10 protein-coding genes are annotated in these 14,149 nt (G+C 61.3%); 8 read left to right on the forward strand and 2 right to left on the reverse strand.

What is annotated here, in order from left to right; genetic code table 11:
- Positions 1-293: 293 nt before the first annotated feature.
- The 8 genes from ACVOLS_RS12465 (at position 294) to ACVOLS_RS12500 (ending at position 9,756) form a co-directional block, all read left to right on the forward strand.
- Positions 294-1,061, forward strand: coding sequence for a flagellar brake protein (locus ACVOLS_RS12465; RefSeq protein ID WP_481545839.1), 768 nt, complete (start codon positions 294-296; stop codon positions 1,059-1,061).
- 219 nt (positions 1,062-1,280) lie between these two features.
- A complete protein-coding gene (locus tag ACVOLS_RS12470; RefSeq protein ID WP_481545840.1) occupies positions 1,281-1,772 on the forward strand; it encodes a chemotaxis protein CheW in 492 nt (163 codons plus the stop codon).
- A gap of 123 nt (positions 1,773-1,895) precedes the next feature.
- Positions 1,896-2,279: a hypothetical protein gene (locus ACVOLS_RS12475; protein WP_481545841.1), complete on the forward strand. Its 384-nt coding sequence runs from the start codon at positions 1,896-1,898 to the stop codon at positions 2,277-2,279.
- 83 nt (positions 2,280-2,362) lie between these two features.
- A complete protein-coding gene (locus tag ACVOLS_RS12480) occupies positions 2,363-4,735 on the forward strand; it encodes a methyl-accepting chemotaxis protein (protein WP_481545842.1) in 2,373 nt (790 codons plus the stop codon).
- 354 nt (positions 4,736-5,089) lie between these two features.
- Complete coding sequence (locus ACVOLS_RS12485; RefSeq protein ID WP_481545843.1) at positions 5,090-7,249, forward strand: methyl-accepting chemotaxis protein; 2,160 nt, start codon at positions 5,090-5,092, stop codon at positions 7,247-7,249.
- A gap of 13 nt (positions 7,250-7,262) precedes the next feature.
- Positions 7,263-8,108, forward strand: coding sequence for a CheR family methyltransferase (locus tag ACVOLS_RS12490; protein ID WP_481545844.1), 846 nt, complete (start codon positions 7,263-7,265; stop codon positions 8,106-8,108).
- Positions 8,105-8,704 (forward strand): chemoreceptor glutamine deamidase CheD, encoded by a 600-nt coding sequence (gene cheD, locus ACVOLS_RS12495; protein ID WP_296248060.1) that lies wholly within the window; start codon positions 8,105-8,107, stop codon positions 8,702-8,704. The genes ACVOLS_RS12490 and cheD overlap by 4 nt, the downstream gene beginning before the upstream one ends.
- A complete protein-coding gene (locus ACVOLS_RS12500) occupies positions 8,701-9,756 on the forward strand; it encodes a protein-glutamate methylesterase/protein-glutamine glutaminase (RefSeq protein WP_481545845.1) in 1,056 nt (351 codons plus the stop codon). Before cheD ends, ACVOLS_RS12500 begins: the two co-directional genes overlap by 4 nt.
- Before the next feature lie 35 nt (positions 9,757-9,791).
- Here the strand turns inward: ACVOLS_RS12500 and ACVOLS_RS12505 are convergent, their stop codons facing one another.
- A complete protein-coding gene (locus ACVOLS_RS12505; RefSeq protein WP_481545846.1) occupies positions 9,792-13,388 on the reverse strand; it encodes a transporter substrate-binding domain-containing protein in 3,597 nt (1,198 codons plus the stop codon).
- 72 nt (positions 13,389-13,460) lie between these two features.
- Positions 13,461-14,147 carry a response regulator transcription factor gene (locus ACVOLS_RS12510; protein ID WP_481545847.1) on the reverse strand — a complete coding sequence of 229 codons (687 nt, stop codon included), beginning with the start codon at positions 14,145-14,147 and terminating at the stop codon, positions 13,461-13,463.
- Positions 14,148-14,149 lie beyond the last annotated feature (2 nt).

Below are 14,149 nucleotides of genomic sequence, written 5' to 3' on the forward strand. Positions count from 1 at the left end.
GGATCACCGAATGTTAACTTGTGACCTAAATCGCCTTTTTAGACTATTTCACGCTGTCATCTCGAACATTAAGCCGCCACTCAGGTTCCTCCGTATACCCGTCAAAAGCCCGGCAGTCCGGACATTCGGCAAACCGCTAAATTCCGAGCACGCGCAGACAGGTAGGTAAATCACCGGGTGCGATTACCGGGCTCGTAACAGACGGACTAAAGATGTTAAAAAGGCGGCCGTTATCACAGTTTGTACCGCGTCCGACGCGGGCACACTGATCACCGCCCAACCGTAAAGTGTCCATGCCCGACCACGAATCGACTGCACCGACGCCCTCGCCACATGCCGGCAACCTGTATGCCGATGACCGCTACATGGTGCGCAACCCGCACCAGGTAAGGCATCTGCTGCAGGCCATGATCGACCAGCGCTCGATGATCAATGTGCACCCGGACGGCCGCGACCAGTCCTTCCCTTCGGCGGTGCTGGAGGTGGACATGCAGGGCCTGATGCTGGATGCCAGCCCGGTGCCATCGATCAACCGCTCCGTGGAAACCGCAAGCACCCTGCTCTGCTTTGGCCAGGTCGACAAGGTCATGGTGCGCTTCCAGTTGCAGGACCACCACCGCGTTGAACGCGGCGATCACACGGCCTTTGAGATGCCGCTGCCGGAGGAGGTTTACCACCTTCAGCGGCGCGAGTTCTATCGCCTGGAAACGCCGGTTGGCGATTCGCCGTATTGCGTACTCCCAGACCCGGACGGCGGCGAAGCCACCCGTTGGCGCGTGCTGGACATCAGCGCAGGCGGCATGGCGCTGCTGCTGCCGCCGGACCAGAACCTCCTCAAACTGCAGAGCCGCTACAGCTGCTTGCTGGAGGTTCCCGAAGGGGCCCCGATCAAGGCCTCGTTTGTGGTCTGCAACCTGCGCCAGCAGAAACAGCCAAACGGTTCGGAGATGACCCGCATCGGCCTGCGCTTCGACGACCTGCCGCGCGGCGCCGACAACATCATCCAGCGCTACATTTTCAGGATCGATCGGTTGCGCAAGGCGCGTAGCAACGGGGAGTAAGCCAAGGCAAGAGCAATTCCCGCCTTTTCGTGGATGACCGCATAGGGCAAACGCACAAGCGACGGCCAACGACGCAGCCACCGCCAACCCGGCCCGAAATCACAGTCCACGCTCCTTGCGCCGCGAAACCCACCCTGGTCCCTAAAGTCCCACCCGGTAGCGCCGATACCGGTGCATCAGCCGCATCGCATCGGCAGCCCGCCAGGACCAGGATCCGCCATGAATGACTCCCGCAGCACGTCCGCCGATACCACCGGTGGCGAGTACCTCAGCTTCACTCTCGGCAACGAGCACTACGGCGTGGATATCCTCAAAGTGCAGGAAATCCGCGGGTATGACGCCGTCACCCGCGTCCCCGATGCCCCCGACTACATCAAGGGTGTCATCAACCTGCGCGGCACCATCGTGCCTGTCATCGATCTGCGCCTGAAGCTGCGCCTGGATGAGGCCCGCTACGACGCCTTCACCGTGATGATCGTGCTCAACGTCGAGGACCGCGTTGTCGGCATCGTCGTGGACAGCGTTTCCGACGTGATCCCCCTCAGTGCCGAGCAGATCCGCCCGACACCGGAATTCGGCGCTGCAGTCGATACCCGCTTCATTTCCGGCATCGGCACCCAGGACGATCGCATGCTGATCCTGCTGGATATCGAGACCCTGCTCGATACCGCCGACCTCGGCCAGCCGAGCGTCGCCGAAGAAGCCGCCTGAGCAGCAGTTTCGCAAAGTCGATCACAGTTCCATGCATGCAATTCAAGCCCGACGACTACGGGCCGATAGCGATTGCATGCCTGTCCTCCCCGACCGGCCACCTATCCTTTCCCGGAGTTTCCGATGTACAAGCATGTACTTCCGCTGTTTGCTGCCACCGTACTGGCGACCGTTGCGTTCGACGCCGCCGCCGATGCCGAGATGATCCCGCCGGAAACCGCCGCGCGCTTCGCCGGCAAGGACGGCATGGTCTGTGGCAAGGTCGAGAAGGCCCGCTACGCCGAAGGTTCCGAAGGCCAGCCGACCTTCCTGCACATGGGCGGCATTTTCCCGCGCCACACCTTCTCGGCACGCATCGCCGGCAGCAACCGCAGCAAGTTCGGCTTCCCGCTGGAAACCCTGGAAGGCAAGACCGTCTGCGTGATCGGCAAGATCCAGCGCGACGCATCGCGCGCCGAAATCGAAGTGGCGTCGCCGGCCAACCTGAAGCTGGCAAACATCAAGTAATCCGCCTTTCGTCACGCCGGCCCCGCCGGCGTGCCACCCCGCCCCTGTGACATGGCGGGGCCTGTTCCCGGAGATCGCGCAAGATGCAGTGGATCAACTCGCTGAAACTGAAGCCGAAGCTGATGCTTACTTTCGGCGTCGTGCTGTTCGTCATGTTGTTGCAGGGAATCGTCGCCTACCGCGGCCTGCACTCGCTGAACAACGTCACCACCGACCTCGCTGAAAACCGCATGCCCAGCCTTCGCACCACCGGTGAGTTGAGTGGCATGGTCAGCGAGTACCGCAATGCGTCCTACCAGAGCCTGGTACGCGCGAGCGATGACGTCAAAGCCGACGCGAAGGCACGTGCCACCGAACTGCGCATGCAGATCGACACCACCATCGCCGCCTATCCGAAGCTGATCGACAGTCCCGAACAGAAGAAGCTGTTCGACAAATTTGTCGCCGACTGGGGCAAGACCGCAGCATCCTATGACGCGGTCACCGAGATGCTGGCATTGGACCTGCCGGATGACGCCATCGACACCTTCGTCGGCGAAACCCGCAACCTGCATCGCAATGCCTACGCGGCCCTGCAGGCGCTGGCTGCAAATGACAACAGCCGCGCCCAGGCAGCCGCCAAGCAAGCCGCGGAAACCTATCGCGCATCGGCCCTGCTCATCATCATCGCTGTATTGGTCGGCGGTGCCGCCGGCCTTGCGCTGATCTGGCTGTTCGCCGGCTCGCTGGTGAAGGCAATGCGCGGCGCCGTGGATGTTGCCACCGAAGTGGCGAGCGGCAAGCTGGACGGCTCCATCGACGTTTCGCGCGCCGACGAAGTGGGTGATCTGCTGCGCGCCATGCAACGCATGCAGCGCGACCTGCGCGAACGCATCGAGCGCGACCAGATCATTGCCAATGAGAACCTGCGCATCCGCACCGCGCTGGATTACTCGTCCACCGGCGTGTTCCTGACCAACAGCGACCTGGAAATCGTCTACGCCAACCGCGCCCTGCTCGACAAGCTCAACGAACACCATGAGCAGATCACTGGCGCACTCGGCCACTTCGACGCCAGCAAGCCGCTGATCGGCCAGCCGGTTACGGTGCTTGAGCACCGTGGCGAAGTCGACGGCAAGGTATTGGAAGCACTCGACAAGACCGGCGTCGTCAAGCGCGAAATGCGCTTTGGCGAAGCCGAGTTCGCGCAGACCATTTCGGTGATCCGCGACGACAACAATGTCGCCGTTGGCCACGTCGTTGAGTGGCGCGACCGCAGTACCGAAGCCCAGGTCGAGAAGGAAGTTGCGCGCATCATCGAGGCTGCCGCCGCAGGCGACCTCAGCGGCCGCATCGGGACAGCAGACAAGGACGGCTTCTTCCTGCAGCTCGCCAGCCAGATCAACGGCCTGCTTGACGCCAATGCCAGCAGCCTGGAGCAGATTTCCGCACTGTTGTCGGGCCTGTCGCGTGGCGACTTGACCGTGCGCATGCACGGCCAGTATCAGGGCGTGTTCGCTACCATGCGTGACGATGCCAACGCCACCGCCGAGCAGCTGACCGGTATTGTCGGCCGCATCAAACAGTCCTCGGTATCGATCAACTCCGCTGCCACCGAGATTGCCGCCGGCAACAACGATCTGTCGCGTCGTACCGAGCAGCAGGCCGCCAACCTGGAAGAAACGGCTGCTTCAATGGAGGAGCTGACCTCCACCGTGCGGCAGAACGCAGAATCGGCGCGCCAGGCCAACCAGCTCGCCATCGGCGCTGCCTCGGTAGCCTCGCAGGGTGGCGAAGTGGTCAGCCAGGTGGTGACGACCATGACCCAGATCGAGCAGTCCTCGCGCAAGATCGCCGAGATCATCTCTGTCATCGACGGCATCGCCTTCCAGACCAACATCCTTGCCTTGAATGCAGCGGTGGAAGCCGCACGCGCCGGCGAACAGGGAAGAGGCTTTGCCGTCGTCGCCTCGGAAGTGCGCACGCTCGCACAGCGTTCGGCGGGTGCGGCCAAGGAAATCAAGGGCCTGATCGACGACTCGGTCGGCAAGGTCGCCGACGGCTCGGCCCTGGTCCGCAAGGCCGGTACCACCATGGGCGAAATCGTTGCCTCGGTGCAACGCGTGACCGACATCATGGCCGAGATCTCCGCTGCCTCACAGGAGCAGTCGGCCGGCATCGAGCAGGTCAACCAGACCATCGTGCAGATGGACGAGACCACCCAGCAGAACGCTGCATTGGTAGAAGAAGCCACTGCATCGGCCCGCTCGATGGAAGAACAGGCCGCACATCTGGCAAACGTGGTATCCGTATTCCAGCTGGAAGAAGGCGCTGCAGTCACCGACAACCCGGCTTACGTACGTGAACCGGCCCAGCGCCCTGCCGTCCAGGCCGCCGTACCGGCACCCCGCCGTCGCGCAGCCGCTGCCCGCACCGCTGTAGCCGAACTGGCTGACTCGGATTGGCAGGAGTTCTAAGTACCACTGTTGGCGTCCGCGGCAACAATGCCGCAAACCAACGCGATTGAGTCACCCGGAGTCCGATGCCAGTCCCTGGCATCGGATTTCTTTTTTTTGGGCGGCGTAAGCCGCGAAGCCGACACAACGCCGATCAAGGTAAGGCCAGCAACCCGAACCAGCACCGGATTCGCGGCTTACACCGCTCCCACAATCAAACGACGCGGCGAGTCGGCCAGCCTTCTTCGCATACGTGAACGGATTGACCAGTTTGGCTGACATCCTCCTCCAAGCCGCTCAACTCATGCCGCTCGCGGCCGATAAACCGTTATCCCCTCACGCAGCGCTGATACCGCAAGGTAACCAGCGGATTCGATGACTATTTCCTCGCTCTGGAACAACTACATTTCCAATATCTCTGTCAGGCGCAAGCTGAACCTGCTGACCGCGCTGATCGTCATTGGCGTCATCGCCTTGTCGGTCATCGCGGCGCGCATGCAGTACCTGGACCTGTACGAGACCCGCAAGGCCGCGCTGCGTGCCCAGGTGGAAATGAGCTATGGCGTGCTGGATCACTACGCCAAGGAAGCCGAAACCGGCGCAATGCCGCTGCAGGACGCGCAGAAGTACGCACTTGCCGCGCTGCAGAAAATGCGGTCCGATGGCGACGTCAACTATTTCAACATCTACAGCAACAAGTACGTGCTGTTGATGCATCCGTTCCGTGCCGACCTGGTTGGCAAGGATATGAAGGACTTCCGCGGTGAAGATGGCGTGCGCCTGTACTACGACCAGGTCGAGGCTGCACGCAAGGGCGGCGGCTACGTTGCCTACAGCTGGGCGAAACCAGGCAAGGATGGTGTGGTCGGCAAACTTGCCTATGCAGGGATGTATAGCCCCTGGAATTGGGTCGTCTCCAGCGGCGTCTACATGGACGATCTGCAGGCTCAGGCCCTGAAGTTCACCGCGATCATGACGGTAGCCGGCGGCGTACTGGTACTGCTGGTACTGGCGCTCAGCTGGATCATCGGCAATCGCATCGTACTGCCGCTGCGCAACGCAACCGCCGTGGCCACAGCCATTGCCAATGGCCGCATGGACAACCGTATCGCTGCCCCCAGCAAGGACGAGACCGGCCAACTGCTGAGCAGCATGTCGCACATGCAGGACCAGCTGCGCGCGGTGATCGGTGCGCAGGCCGAGATGGCACGCCAGCATGACGCCGGCATGATCCGCTATCGGATCGATGCCAGCAGCTTCCCCGGCGACTACGGGGTAATGGTGGAAGAAACCAATGTTCTGGTAGGCAATCACATCGACGTCAAGATGCAGGTGATTGCCTTGGCACAGCGCTATGCCGTTGGCGACCTCAGCCAGGACATGCCTTTGCTGCCGGGCGACAAGCGTGTCATCACCGACACAATGGCTGCAATCAAGAACAACCTCGCCGCCATAAACAACGAAATCAAACGCCTGGGCAGCGCGGCAGCGGCCGGTGATTTCAGCCAGCGCGGCGATGAAGACCGCTTCGAGCACGACTTCCATGCGATGGTCCGCTCGCTGAACACCATGATGCGGGTCAGCGATGACAATCTTGGGGAAGTATCACGCCTGCTGCAGGCGCTTGCTGACGGCGACCTCACCGTCAAACTCAGCGGCGACGCCCAGGGTGTCTTCGCCAGCATGCGTGAAGACGCCAATAGCACCGTCACCCAGCTTGCCGGCATAGTCTCGGGCATCCAGCAGTCGGCTGACAGCATCAATCTGGCCGCGGGCGAGATTGCCACCGGCAACGCCGATCTCTCGCGCCGCACCGAAATGCAGGCCGCCAACCTTGAAGAAACCGCTGCGTCGATGGAGGAACTGACCTCCACCGTGCGCCAGAACGCAGAATCCGCGCGGCAGGCGAACCAGTTGGCCATCGGTGCAGCCGGCGTTGCCTCCCGCGGTGGCCTGGTGGTCGACGAAGTGGTGACCACCATGGGTCAGATCCAGCAGTCCTCGCGTCGCATCGCCGACATCATCAGTGTGATCGATGGCATCGCCTTCCAGACCAACATCCTGGCGCTGAACGCTGCGGTGGAAGCTGCACGCGCGGGTGAACAGGGCCGCGGCTTTGCGGTGGTTGCCGCCGAGGTCCGAACCCTCGCCCAGCGCTCGGCGGCTGCCGCCAAGGAAATCAAGACGCTGATCGAGGATTCGGTCGAGCGCGTGGACGAAGGCTCGCAGCTGGTACAACAGGCCGGCACCACCATGGGCGAGATCGTGACCGCGGTACAACGGGTCACCGACATCATGGCCGAGATTTCCGCCGCCTCGCAGGAGCAGTCCGCAGGTATCGAACAGGTCAACCAGACTGTCATGCAGATGGACGAGACCACCCAACAGAACGCCGCCCTGGTTGAAGAAGCCACCGCGGCGGCACGCGCGATGGAAGAACAGGCCACGTTGCTTGACGAGGCAGTGGCGGTGTTCCAGCTGAGTACAAAACCTGCTGCGGCAAACCCGTCACCAGCGCTGGCCTTGGCCAGCTGAGCGCACAGACACCATGATCGATATGGACAGCAACGAGCGGGATTTCGAGTTCAACGACCGTGACTTCCGCCGCGTCTGCGAGCTGATCCACGCGCGCGCGGGCATCGCACTGGCGCCGGCCAAGCGCGACATGGTCTACGGCCGTCTGTCGCGGCGGCTGCGCAACCTGGGCCTGCGCTCGTTCAAGGACTACCTCGACCAGCTGGAGCAGCATGGCGGTGAGGAATGGCAGGCATTCACCAATGCGCTCACCACCAACCTGACCTCGTTCTTCCGCGAGCCGCATCATTTCGACAAGCTGCGCGAGGAGCTGCAGGCGCGTGCGTCACATGCACCGCTGAAACTGTGGTCGTGCGCTGCTTCCACCGGCGAAGAACCATACTCCATGGCGATAACGGCTTGCGAGGCGTTTTCGTCGATGACGCCGCCGGTACGCATCATTGCCACCGACGTCGACACCCAGGTACTGGCCACGGCCAGCCAGGGTGTCTATGCGATGGACCGTATCGCAGGCCTGGACCCAGCCATGAAGCGGCGCTACTTCCAACGCGGCAGCGGCCCCAATGAAGGCAAGTGCCGGGTTGTGCCAGCGCTGCGGGCCCTCATCGAATTCCGCCCGCTCAACCTGCTGGCCAACCGCTACGACGTGGGCGGCCCGTTTGATGCGCTGTTCTGCCGCAATGTGATGATCTATTTCGACAAGCCCACCCAGCGCGGCATCCTGTCGCGCCTTGTGCAGCACATGGACGACGACAGCCTGCTCTATACCGGCCACTCGGAGAACTACCTGCATGCAGCCGATGTGATCCAGCCCTGCGGGCGCACGTTGTACCGCCGCAGTCGAAGGAACGGCGCATGAAGAATCCACAGCAACATCCCGATGAGGTGATGCGCTACCGCGACACCCGTTTCCAGACGATTGCCGCCAAGCTCCTGCCCACCCAGTACCTGGTGGTGGATGACGATACCGCGTTGACCACCATCCTGGGTTCCTGCGTTGCCGCCTGCATCCGCGACCCCATCCTGGGGATCGGCGGCATGAATCACTTCCTGCTGCCCGAAGGCAACATCGGCGACGGCGCGCCTGCGCGCTACGGCAGCTACGCCATGGAACTGCTGATCAACGACCTGCTCAAGCGTGGTGCCCATCGCAAGCGGCTGGAAGCCAAGGTATTCGGCGGCGCCAATGTGCTCAAGGGCTTCACCAGCAATCCGGTCGGCACACGCAACGCGGAGTTCGTCCGCCAGTACCTGCGTGCCGAACACATTCCAATCGTTGCCGAAGATCTGTGCGGTATCCATCCGCGCAAGATCTGGTTCTTCCCGATAACCGGCCGCGTAGTAGTACAGCGCTTGCCGCATGCACACGATGCCGAAGTGGTTGCCACCGAAACCGCCGTCCGCGCCCGTCTGTCGCACACCCCGGTCAGTGGTGGCGTGGAGCTGTTTGAATGAGTCTGCAGGCGCCTTGCCGGGTTCTGATCGTCGACGATTCGGCCCTGGTCCGCCAGGTGCTGACCGAGATCCTCGCAGCCGACCCGGCCATCGAAGTTGTGGGTACCGCCGCAGATCCGCTGCTGGCGCGCGAGAAAATAAAACGGCTCAACCCCGATGTGCTCACCCTGGACGTCGAAATGCCGCGCATGGATGGTTTGGCATTCCTCGAGAACCTGATGCGCCTGCACCCGATGCCAGTGGTCATGGTGTCCTCATTGACCGAGCGCGGGGCCGATACAACCCTACAGGCTTTGTCGTTGGGTGCCGTGGACTTTGTCGCCAAGCCAAAGCTCGACGTCGCACGCGGGCTGGATGCGTACGCAGAGGAAATCCGTAGCAAGGTGAAGATGGCCGCGCGTTCGCGGGTACGCGCCATCGCCGGCGGTCCACGTCGACCGCTGCAAAAGCCGGCCAGCGCCAGCAGTCTCGGCTTCCGCACCACCGACCGTCTGATCGCCATCGGCGCTTCCGCTGGCGGCACTGAAGCCCTGCGCGTGGTTCTGGAGGCCATGCCAGCCGATGCACCGGCCATCGTCATGACCCAGCATCTCCCGGCCAGCTTCAGCACCGCCTTTGCCGAGCGCCTGGACCGGCACTCGGCAATGTCGGTGCGCGAGGCCAGCGACGGTGAGGCCATTCTGCCCGGCCACGCCTACCTGCCCGCAGGCGGTCGCCATCTACGGGTGATACGCGATGGTGCGCGCTGGCGTTGCCGGGTTGACGACAGCGTGCCGGTCAACCTGCACAAGCCCGCGGTCGATGTGCTGTTCCGCTCTGTCGCACAAAATGCAGGCGCCAACGCAGTTGGGGTAATCCTTACCGGCATGGGCGAAGACGGTGCACGCGGTCTACTGGAGATGAAACAGGCCGGTGCGACCACGATGGCCCAGGACGAAGCAAGTTCGGTTGTATGGGGCATGCCGGGCAGTGCAGTGCGCTTGGGTGCCGCCGACGAAGTGCTGCCGCTGGACAGGATCGCCGAACGGATTCTTGGCATCGCCCGCGGCTGACACCGCGGGCCCAGCTGTTGTGCCTGCCGATCAGCCTACGCTTCCGGCACGCACATATCGGCCAGCACCGCGATGATCGCGGGTAGCTCACTGGCGATGAACTGCGCATTTGCCGTGACCTCTTCGAGCTCGACTTCGGGCTGATCGCAAAGAAATTCAATTCGCTCGCAGATATCCATCAAGTGCGCAATCTGCAACAGGCGCACACCACCATTGATGCGATGTACAAGGTTGAACATTGCCCGCGGCTCGAACTCTGGCAGCAGGGCCGTCAGATCGGCCAGGTCACGCACGAAACTACTATGTGCCTCAGCGACCAGACTGCGTGTCATCGCTCTGTCGCCACCGGTCAGTTCCCGCAATGTCGAGTCGATGTCTTTGATCTGTTGCTGACGCGTCTGCGTTGCGCTTGCGCCCGTCGCCTCACCCAGCGCGACCAGCATGCTGGACAGTGTGCTAAGACTGACCGGCTTGAAGAGGCAATCATCCATACCCGACGCAATGCACTTTGCCCGCTCTTCCGGCTGCGCATTGGCGGTGAAACCGATGATCACGCAAGGTAGCAGGCCATGTGCTTTTTCATGTCGCCGAATCGCGCGGGCCATCTCATGGCCATTCATCACCGGCATATTGCAATCGGTGACCACGACATCAATGCGTTCCTCCAACCAGCAATCCAGGCCTTCACGCCCGTCAGCCGCGCTGCGCACGCTCTGCCCAAGGAATGCCAGCTGCTGGGTAAGCAGGCTACGGTTGGCCGAGTGGTCGTCCACCACCAGAACTTTCAAACTTGGATGAACGGCGTCTACCGTCTGCACCGCCTCGACAGCTCCCGGAATCGCAGGCACAACCTCCAACGGCAAGTTCAGCATCACCGAAGTCCCCTTCCCCAGCGAACTGCGAATGGAGATGTCACCGCCCATCAACTCGCAGAGAAACTTGCAGATCGGCAAGCCCAGGCCGGTTCCGCCGCGCATACTGCGGCCATGGTCGGCCTGTGCGAACGGATCAAACAGACGTGCGATGTCTGCATCAGCGATACCTATGCCAGTGTCTGCGACCTCCAGTTGCAGACGCAGTTGCGTCTCTGCCACTGAAGCCGTGCTGACCCGGATGGTTACCTGCCCACGATCGGTAAACTTGATGGCATTGCCGACGAGGTTGGACAGCACCTGCTTGAAACGCATCGGATCGATGGAGACGTCGCAGTCCACGCTTGGGTCAAGCTCCAGTATCAGGTGCAAGGTCTTCTGCCGGGCCAGGCCTTTGAACACCCGCGCTACCGATTCGATCATCTCACGCAGATTGGCATGCTTCGGGCTCAGGCTGACATGGCCAGATTCTATGCGAACCACATCCAGGATATCACCGATCAACTCCAGCAGGCCATGTGCCGAGTCATACGCAACCGCAATAGCCTGCCGATCAAGGCGACCTTGATCGGCGTGCCTCTGCGCGAGCTCCAGCATGCCGATGATCGCACTCATTGGCGTGCGTATCTCGTGGCTCATGGTCGCCAGGAAGGTGGTCTTGGCCCGGCTCGACTGATCCGCGGCGTCAAGCGCACGGCGCAACTCCTCCATCAGATGCAGACGGTCGCTCACATCGATCCATCCGCAGACCACGCCTTTGGCCTGCCCCTGCGAATCCAGATACGGGTAGATCCAGTGGTAGATGCTCAGCACGCGCCCGGGCAAGTGCAGCGTACGATCCACCTCCAGCGGCTTGCCGTTGGCCATCACCCATAGATAGTCCTCGTGGAAACTCTGGGCTTCCAGCGGATCGAGTTTCGCACCTTCCATCGAGGTTTTGCCGAGCACTTTCTTCTCGGTCACCGCCAACATGTCCAGGTAGTTGGTATTGCAGGTAACCAACCGTCCTTGCTCGTCACGAACATAGATTGGGTGCGGGGTGCCGTTGATCAACGAGCGCATGAAGTTCAACTGCTCACCCAACGCGTCCTCGGCCACCTGGCGACGACGGTACTGCGAGCGGATATGTACATTCCATATCAACGACACAAGAACAAGCAGTAAAGTCCCAGCGGTGATCTTGTAGATCAATGCACGGAAGTCCGTCCATGCAGCGGGTGACGCATCGGGGCGTGGCCGCCAGCGGTTCTGGAAGATATCCACTTCGTCCGGCGGAATCTGCATCATCGCCTTGTCGATGATGCTGGCCAGCTCAGGCATATCCTTGCGCGTGGCAATAGCCAACCACGCAGGCGTATCTTCAACCACGTCAGACACGCGCAGCTTTTCGTCATGCAGGACCGAAGTGTAATAGAGCGCCATCGGAAGGAACGCAATGGTGGCGTCTGCCTTGCCATCCTTCACCAACTCCATTGCTGCGGCCAGGGTGTCGGCCTCCATGAACTGGTAGTCCGATGCCAGCAACAGAATTTCCTTCAATGCGTGACTGGACGGCAAGGCAATGCGCTTGCCACGAAGGTCACTCAGTGACGGTGGATTCCTCTCATCCTCGCGCGTGATGATGCCGTATGACGTCTGCACGAACGGCCGCGAAAAGGTAAAGCGCTGCGCACGCGATGCGGTCGGCACCAGCATGGTCACATCTGCAGTTCCGGCCTCCAGTGCAGCCATCTGCTGATCAAGCCGGGACACCCGAACCGGCTCGAACTCCACGCCAGTCCGCTGCGCTATCGCACGCATGATGTCCGCACTCAAGCCACTGAAGCGACCGTCGGTATCAAAATAGGAAAGCGGGGCCGTATCGTTGCTGGCGACAAATCGCACCACCGGGTTCGCGTCAATCCAGCGCTGCTCTGCAGGGGTAAGCTCAATCCGTGCCGATGGCACGATGCCACCACCACCGGACCAGCGCTTCAGAATCTCACTTCCATGGGTCTGCTTGATCTGGATCAGCGCAGAATTTACCACCCGCTCCAACGTCAATGCATCCTCACGCACGGCGAACGCAAAACCACCTGTGTCGATGTCCGGAACCACCATCGTGCGCACGTAGTTGAAGTAGCTCAGATTGACCAGATAGTTGCTGGAGACCTTGTCGCCAAGGTAGAGATCTGCGCTACCAAAGGCGAGCGAGGCAAGTGCCTGCTCACGCGAACGGTAGTTGGAGATGACCGCGTCTGGATACAGATCGCGAATCTGGGACTGCGGGAGATAGTCCTCCGCCACCGCGATACGCATCCCTGCCAGCGTCGTAGGCATGCGCCGATGCTCGGCTTTGCGCACGTAGATTACCGGCGTATCTTCGACATAGCGGTGCGTCAAACGCACCGCATGCCCCGACAGCTCGTAGTTGTTGGCGCTTCCAACCATGTCGACGGCGCCGTCCTCCAGTGCACGCAAGGCTGCCATCCTGTCCGGATAGCGAACCACCCGGAGCTTCATACCAAGCATTTCACCAATCGCCCCGAATGCATCGGCAGTGATGCCCTCGAAGCCGTCATTGCCGGAGAAAACTTCAAGTGGCATGAAGCTCGGCGAGGCAACACCAAGCACCAGCGTGCCTTTGGTCCGCGCCCAGTCTTCGTCCCCTTTCCCAAGCTCAAGTGCGACAGTTGGAGTACTGCTACGCGCCAACAAGGTCACCTCCCTGGTCGGGCCGGCAGTCACGTCGTAGCTGACCGCCAGCAAGAAAAGGGCCACAGGAAACCATGCCGCACGGAGGAAGCGGCGCCTCGAAATGATGTGCGGCACGGTAACAATACTCAGATTCAATCAGTTGGTTGCGAGGCTGTGCTGCAGTTTGAAAAGCTCTGCATCGGTACGAACCCCCAGTTTCCGAAAGGCGGCTTGCTTCTGCCCACTAATGGTTTTCATGCTACGCATGAACTTCCGTGATATCTGCGATACCGACATACCGTCAAGACAGCAGCGCAGCACCTCGCGTTCCTTGGGCGAGAGCGACGGATCATTCAACAGGCGTTGCGCGCCCTTTACATCGGGAGACAAGCGCCCCGCAGGTGGCGGCTGTCGTCCCAGACGGTAGGCCAGCCCTGGCGATACATAGGTTTCACCCGAAGCCACTTTGCGTATTGCCTCAACCAGCAGTTCCGCGCTCTCTGACTTTCCAAAGAAGCCGTTCGCACCAACACTGAGCGACAGATTCACAACGGACGGTGTCTCCGTCGAGGACGAAATGAGTATGCAAAGCGTAGGAAATCTACGACGAATCAATCCGATCAGATGTAGCCCATCGAGCTCGCTTGCACCCAGCGCATAGTCAAGCACCAGCAGATCTGCCGGAGTTTCACTCAACGAAGCAAGCAGATCCCGACTGTTTGCATGGACGCCAACAACTTTCATATCCGGTTCGCGTGATAGGCGCAGCTCCAAAGCCATCTGAATTAAATAGTGATCGTCCAACACCGCAACACGGAGTGGCGCCATGATTGACCATTTCAATG

This window comes from Stenotrophomonas sp. STEN038 (assembly GCF_056759895.1).

Coding starts and splice junctions, on each gene's coding strand:
- ACVOLS_RS12490 (WP_481545844.1), top strand. CDS start 7,263: ATGATCGATATGGACAGCAACGAGCGGGATTTCGAGTTCAACGACCGT.
- ACVOLS_RS12475 (WP_481545841.1), top strand. CDS start 1,896: ATGTACAAGCATGTACTTCCGCTGTTTGCTGCCACCGTACTGGCGACC.
- ACVOLS_RS12465 (WP_481545839.1), top strand. CDS start 294: ATGCCCGACCACGAATCGACTGCACCGACGCCCTCGCCACATGCCGGC.
- ACVOLS_RS12480 (WP_481545842.1), top strand. CDS start 2,363: ATGCAGTGGATCAACTCGCTGAAACTGAAGCCGAAGCTGATGCTTACT.
- ACVOLS_RS12500 (WP_481545845.1), top strand. CDS start 8,701: ATGAGTCTGCAGGCGCCTTGCCGGGTTCTGATCGTCGACGATTCGGCC.
- ACVOLS_RS12485 (WP_481545843.1), top strand. CDS start 5,090: ATGACTATTTCCTCGCTCTGGAACAACTACATTTCCAATATCTCTGTC.
- ACVOLS_RS12470 (WP_481545840.1), top strand. CDS start 1,281: ATGAATGACTCCCGCAGCACGTCCGCCGATACCACCGGTGGCGAGTAC.
- cheD (WP_296248060.1), top strand. CDS start 8,105: ATGAAGAATCCACAGCAACATCCCGATGAGGTGATGCGCTACCGCGAC.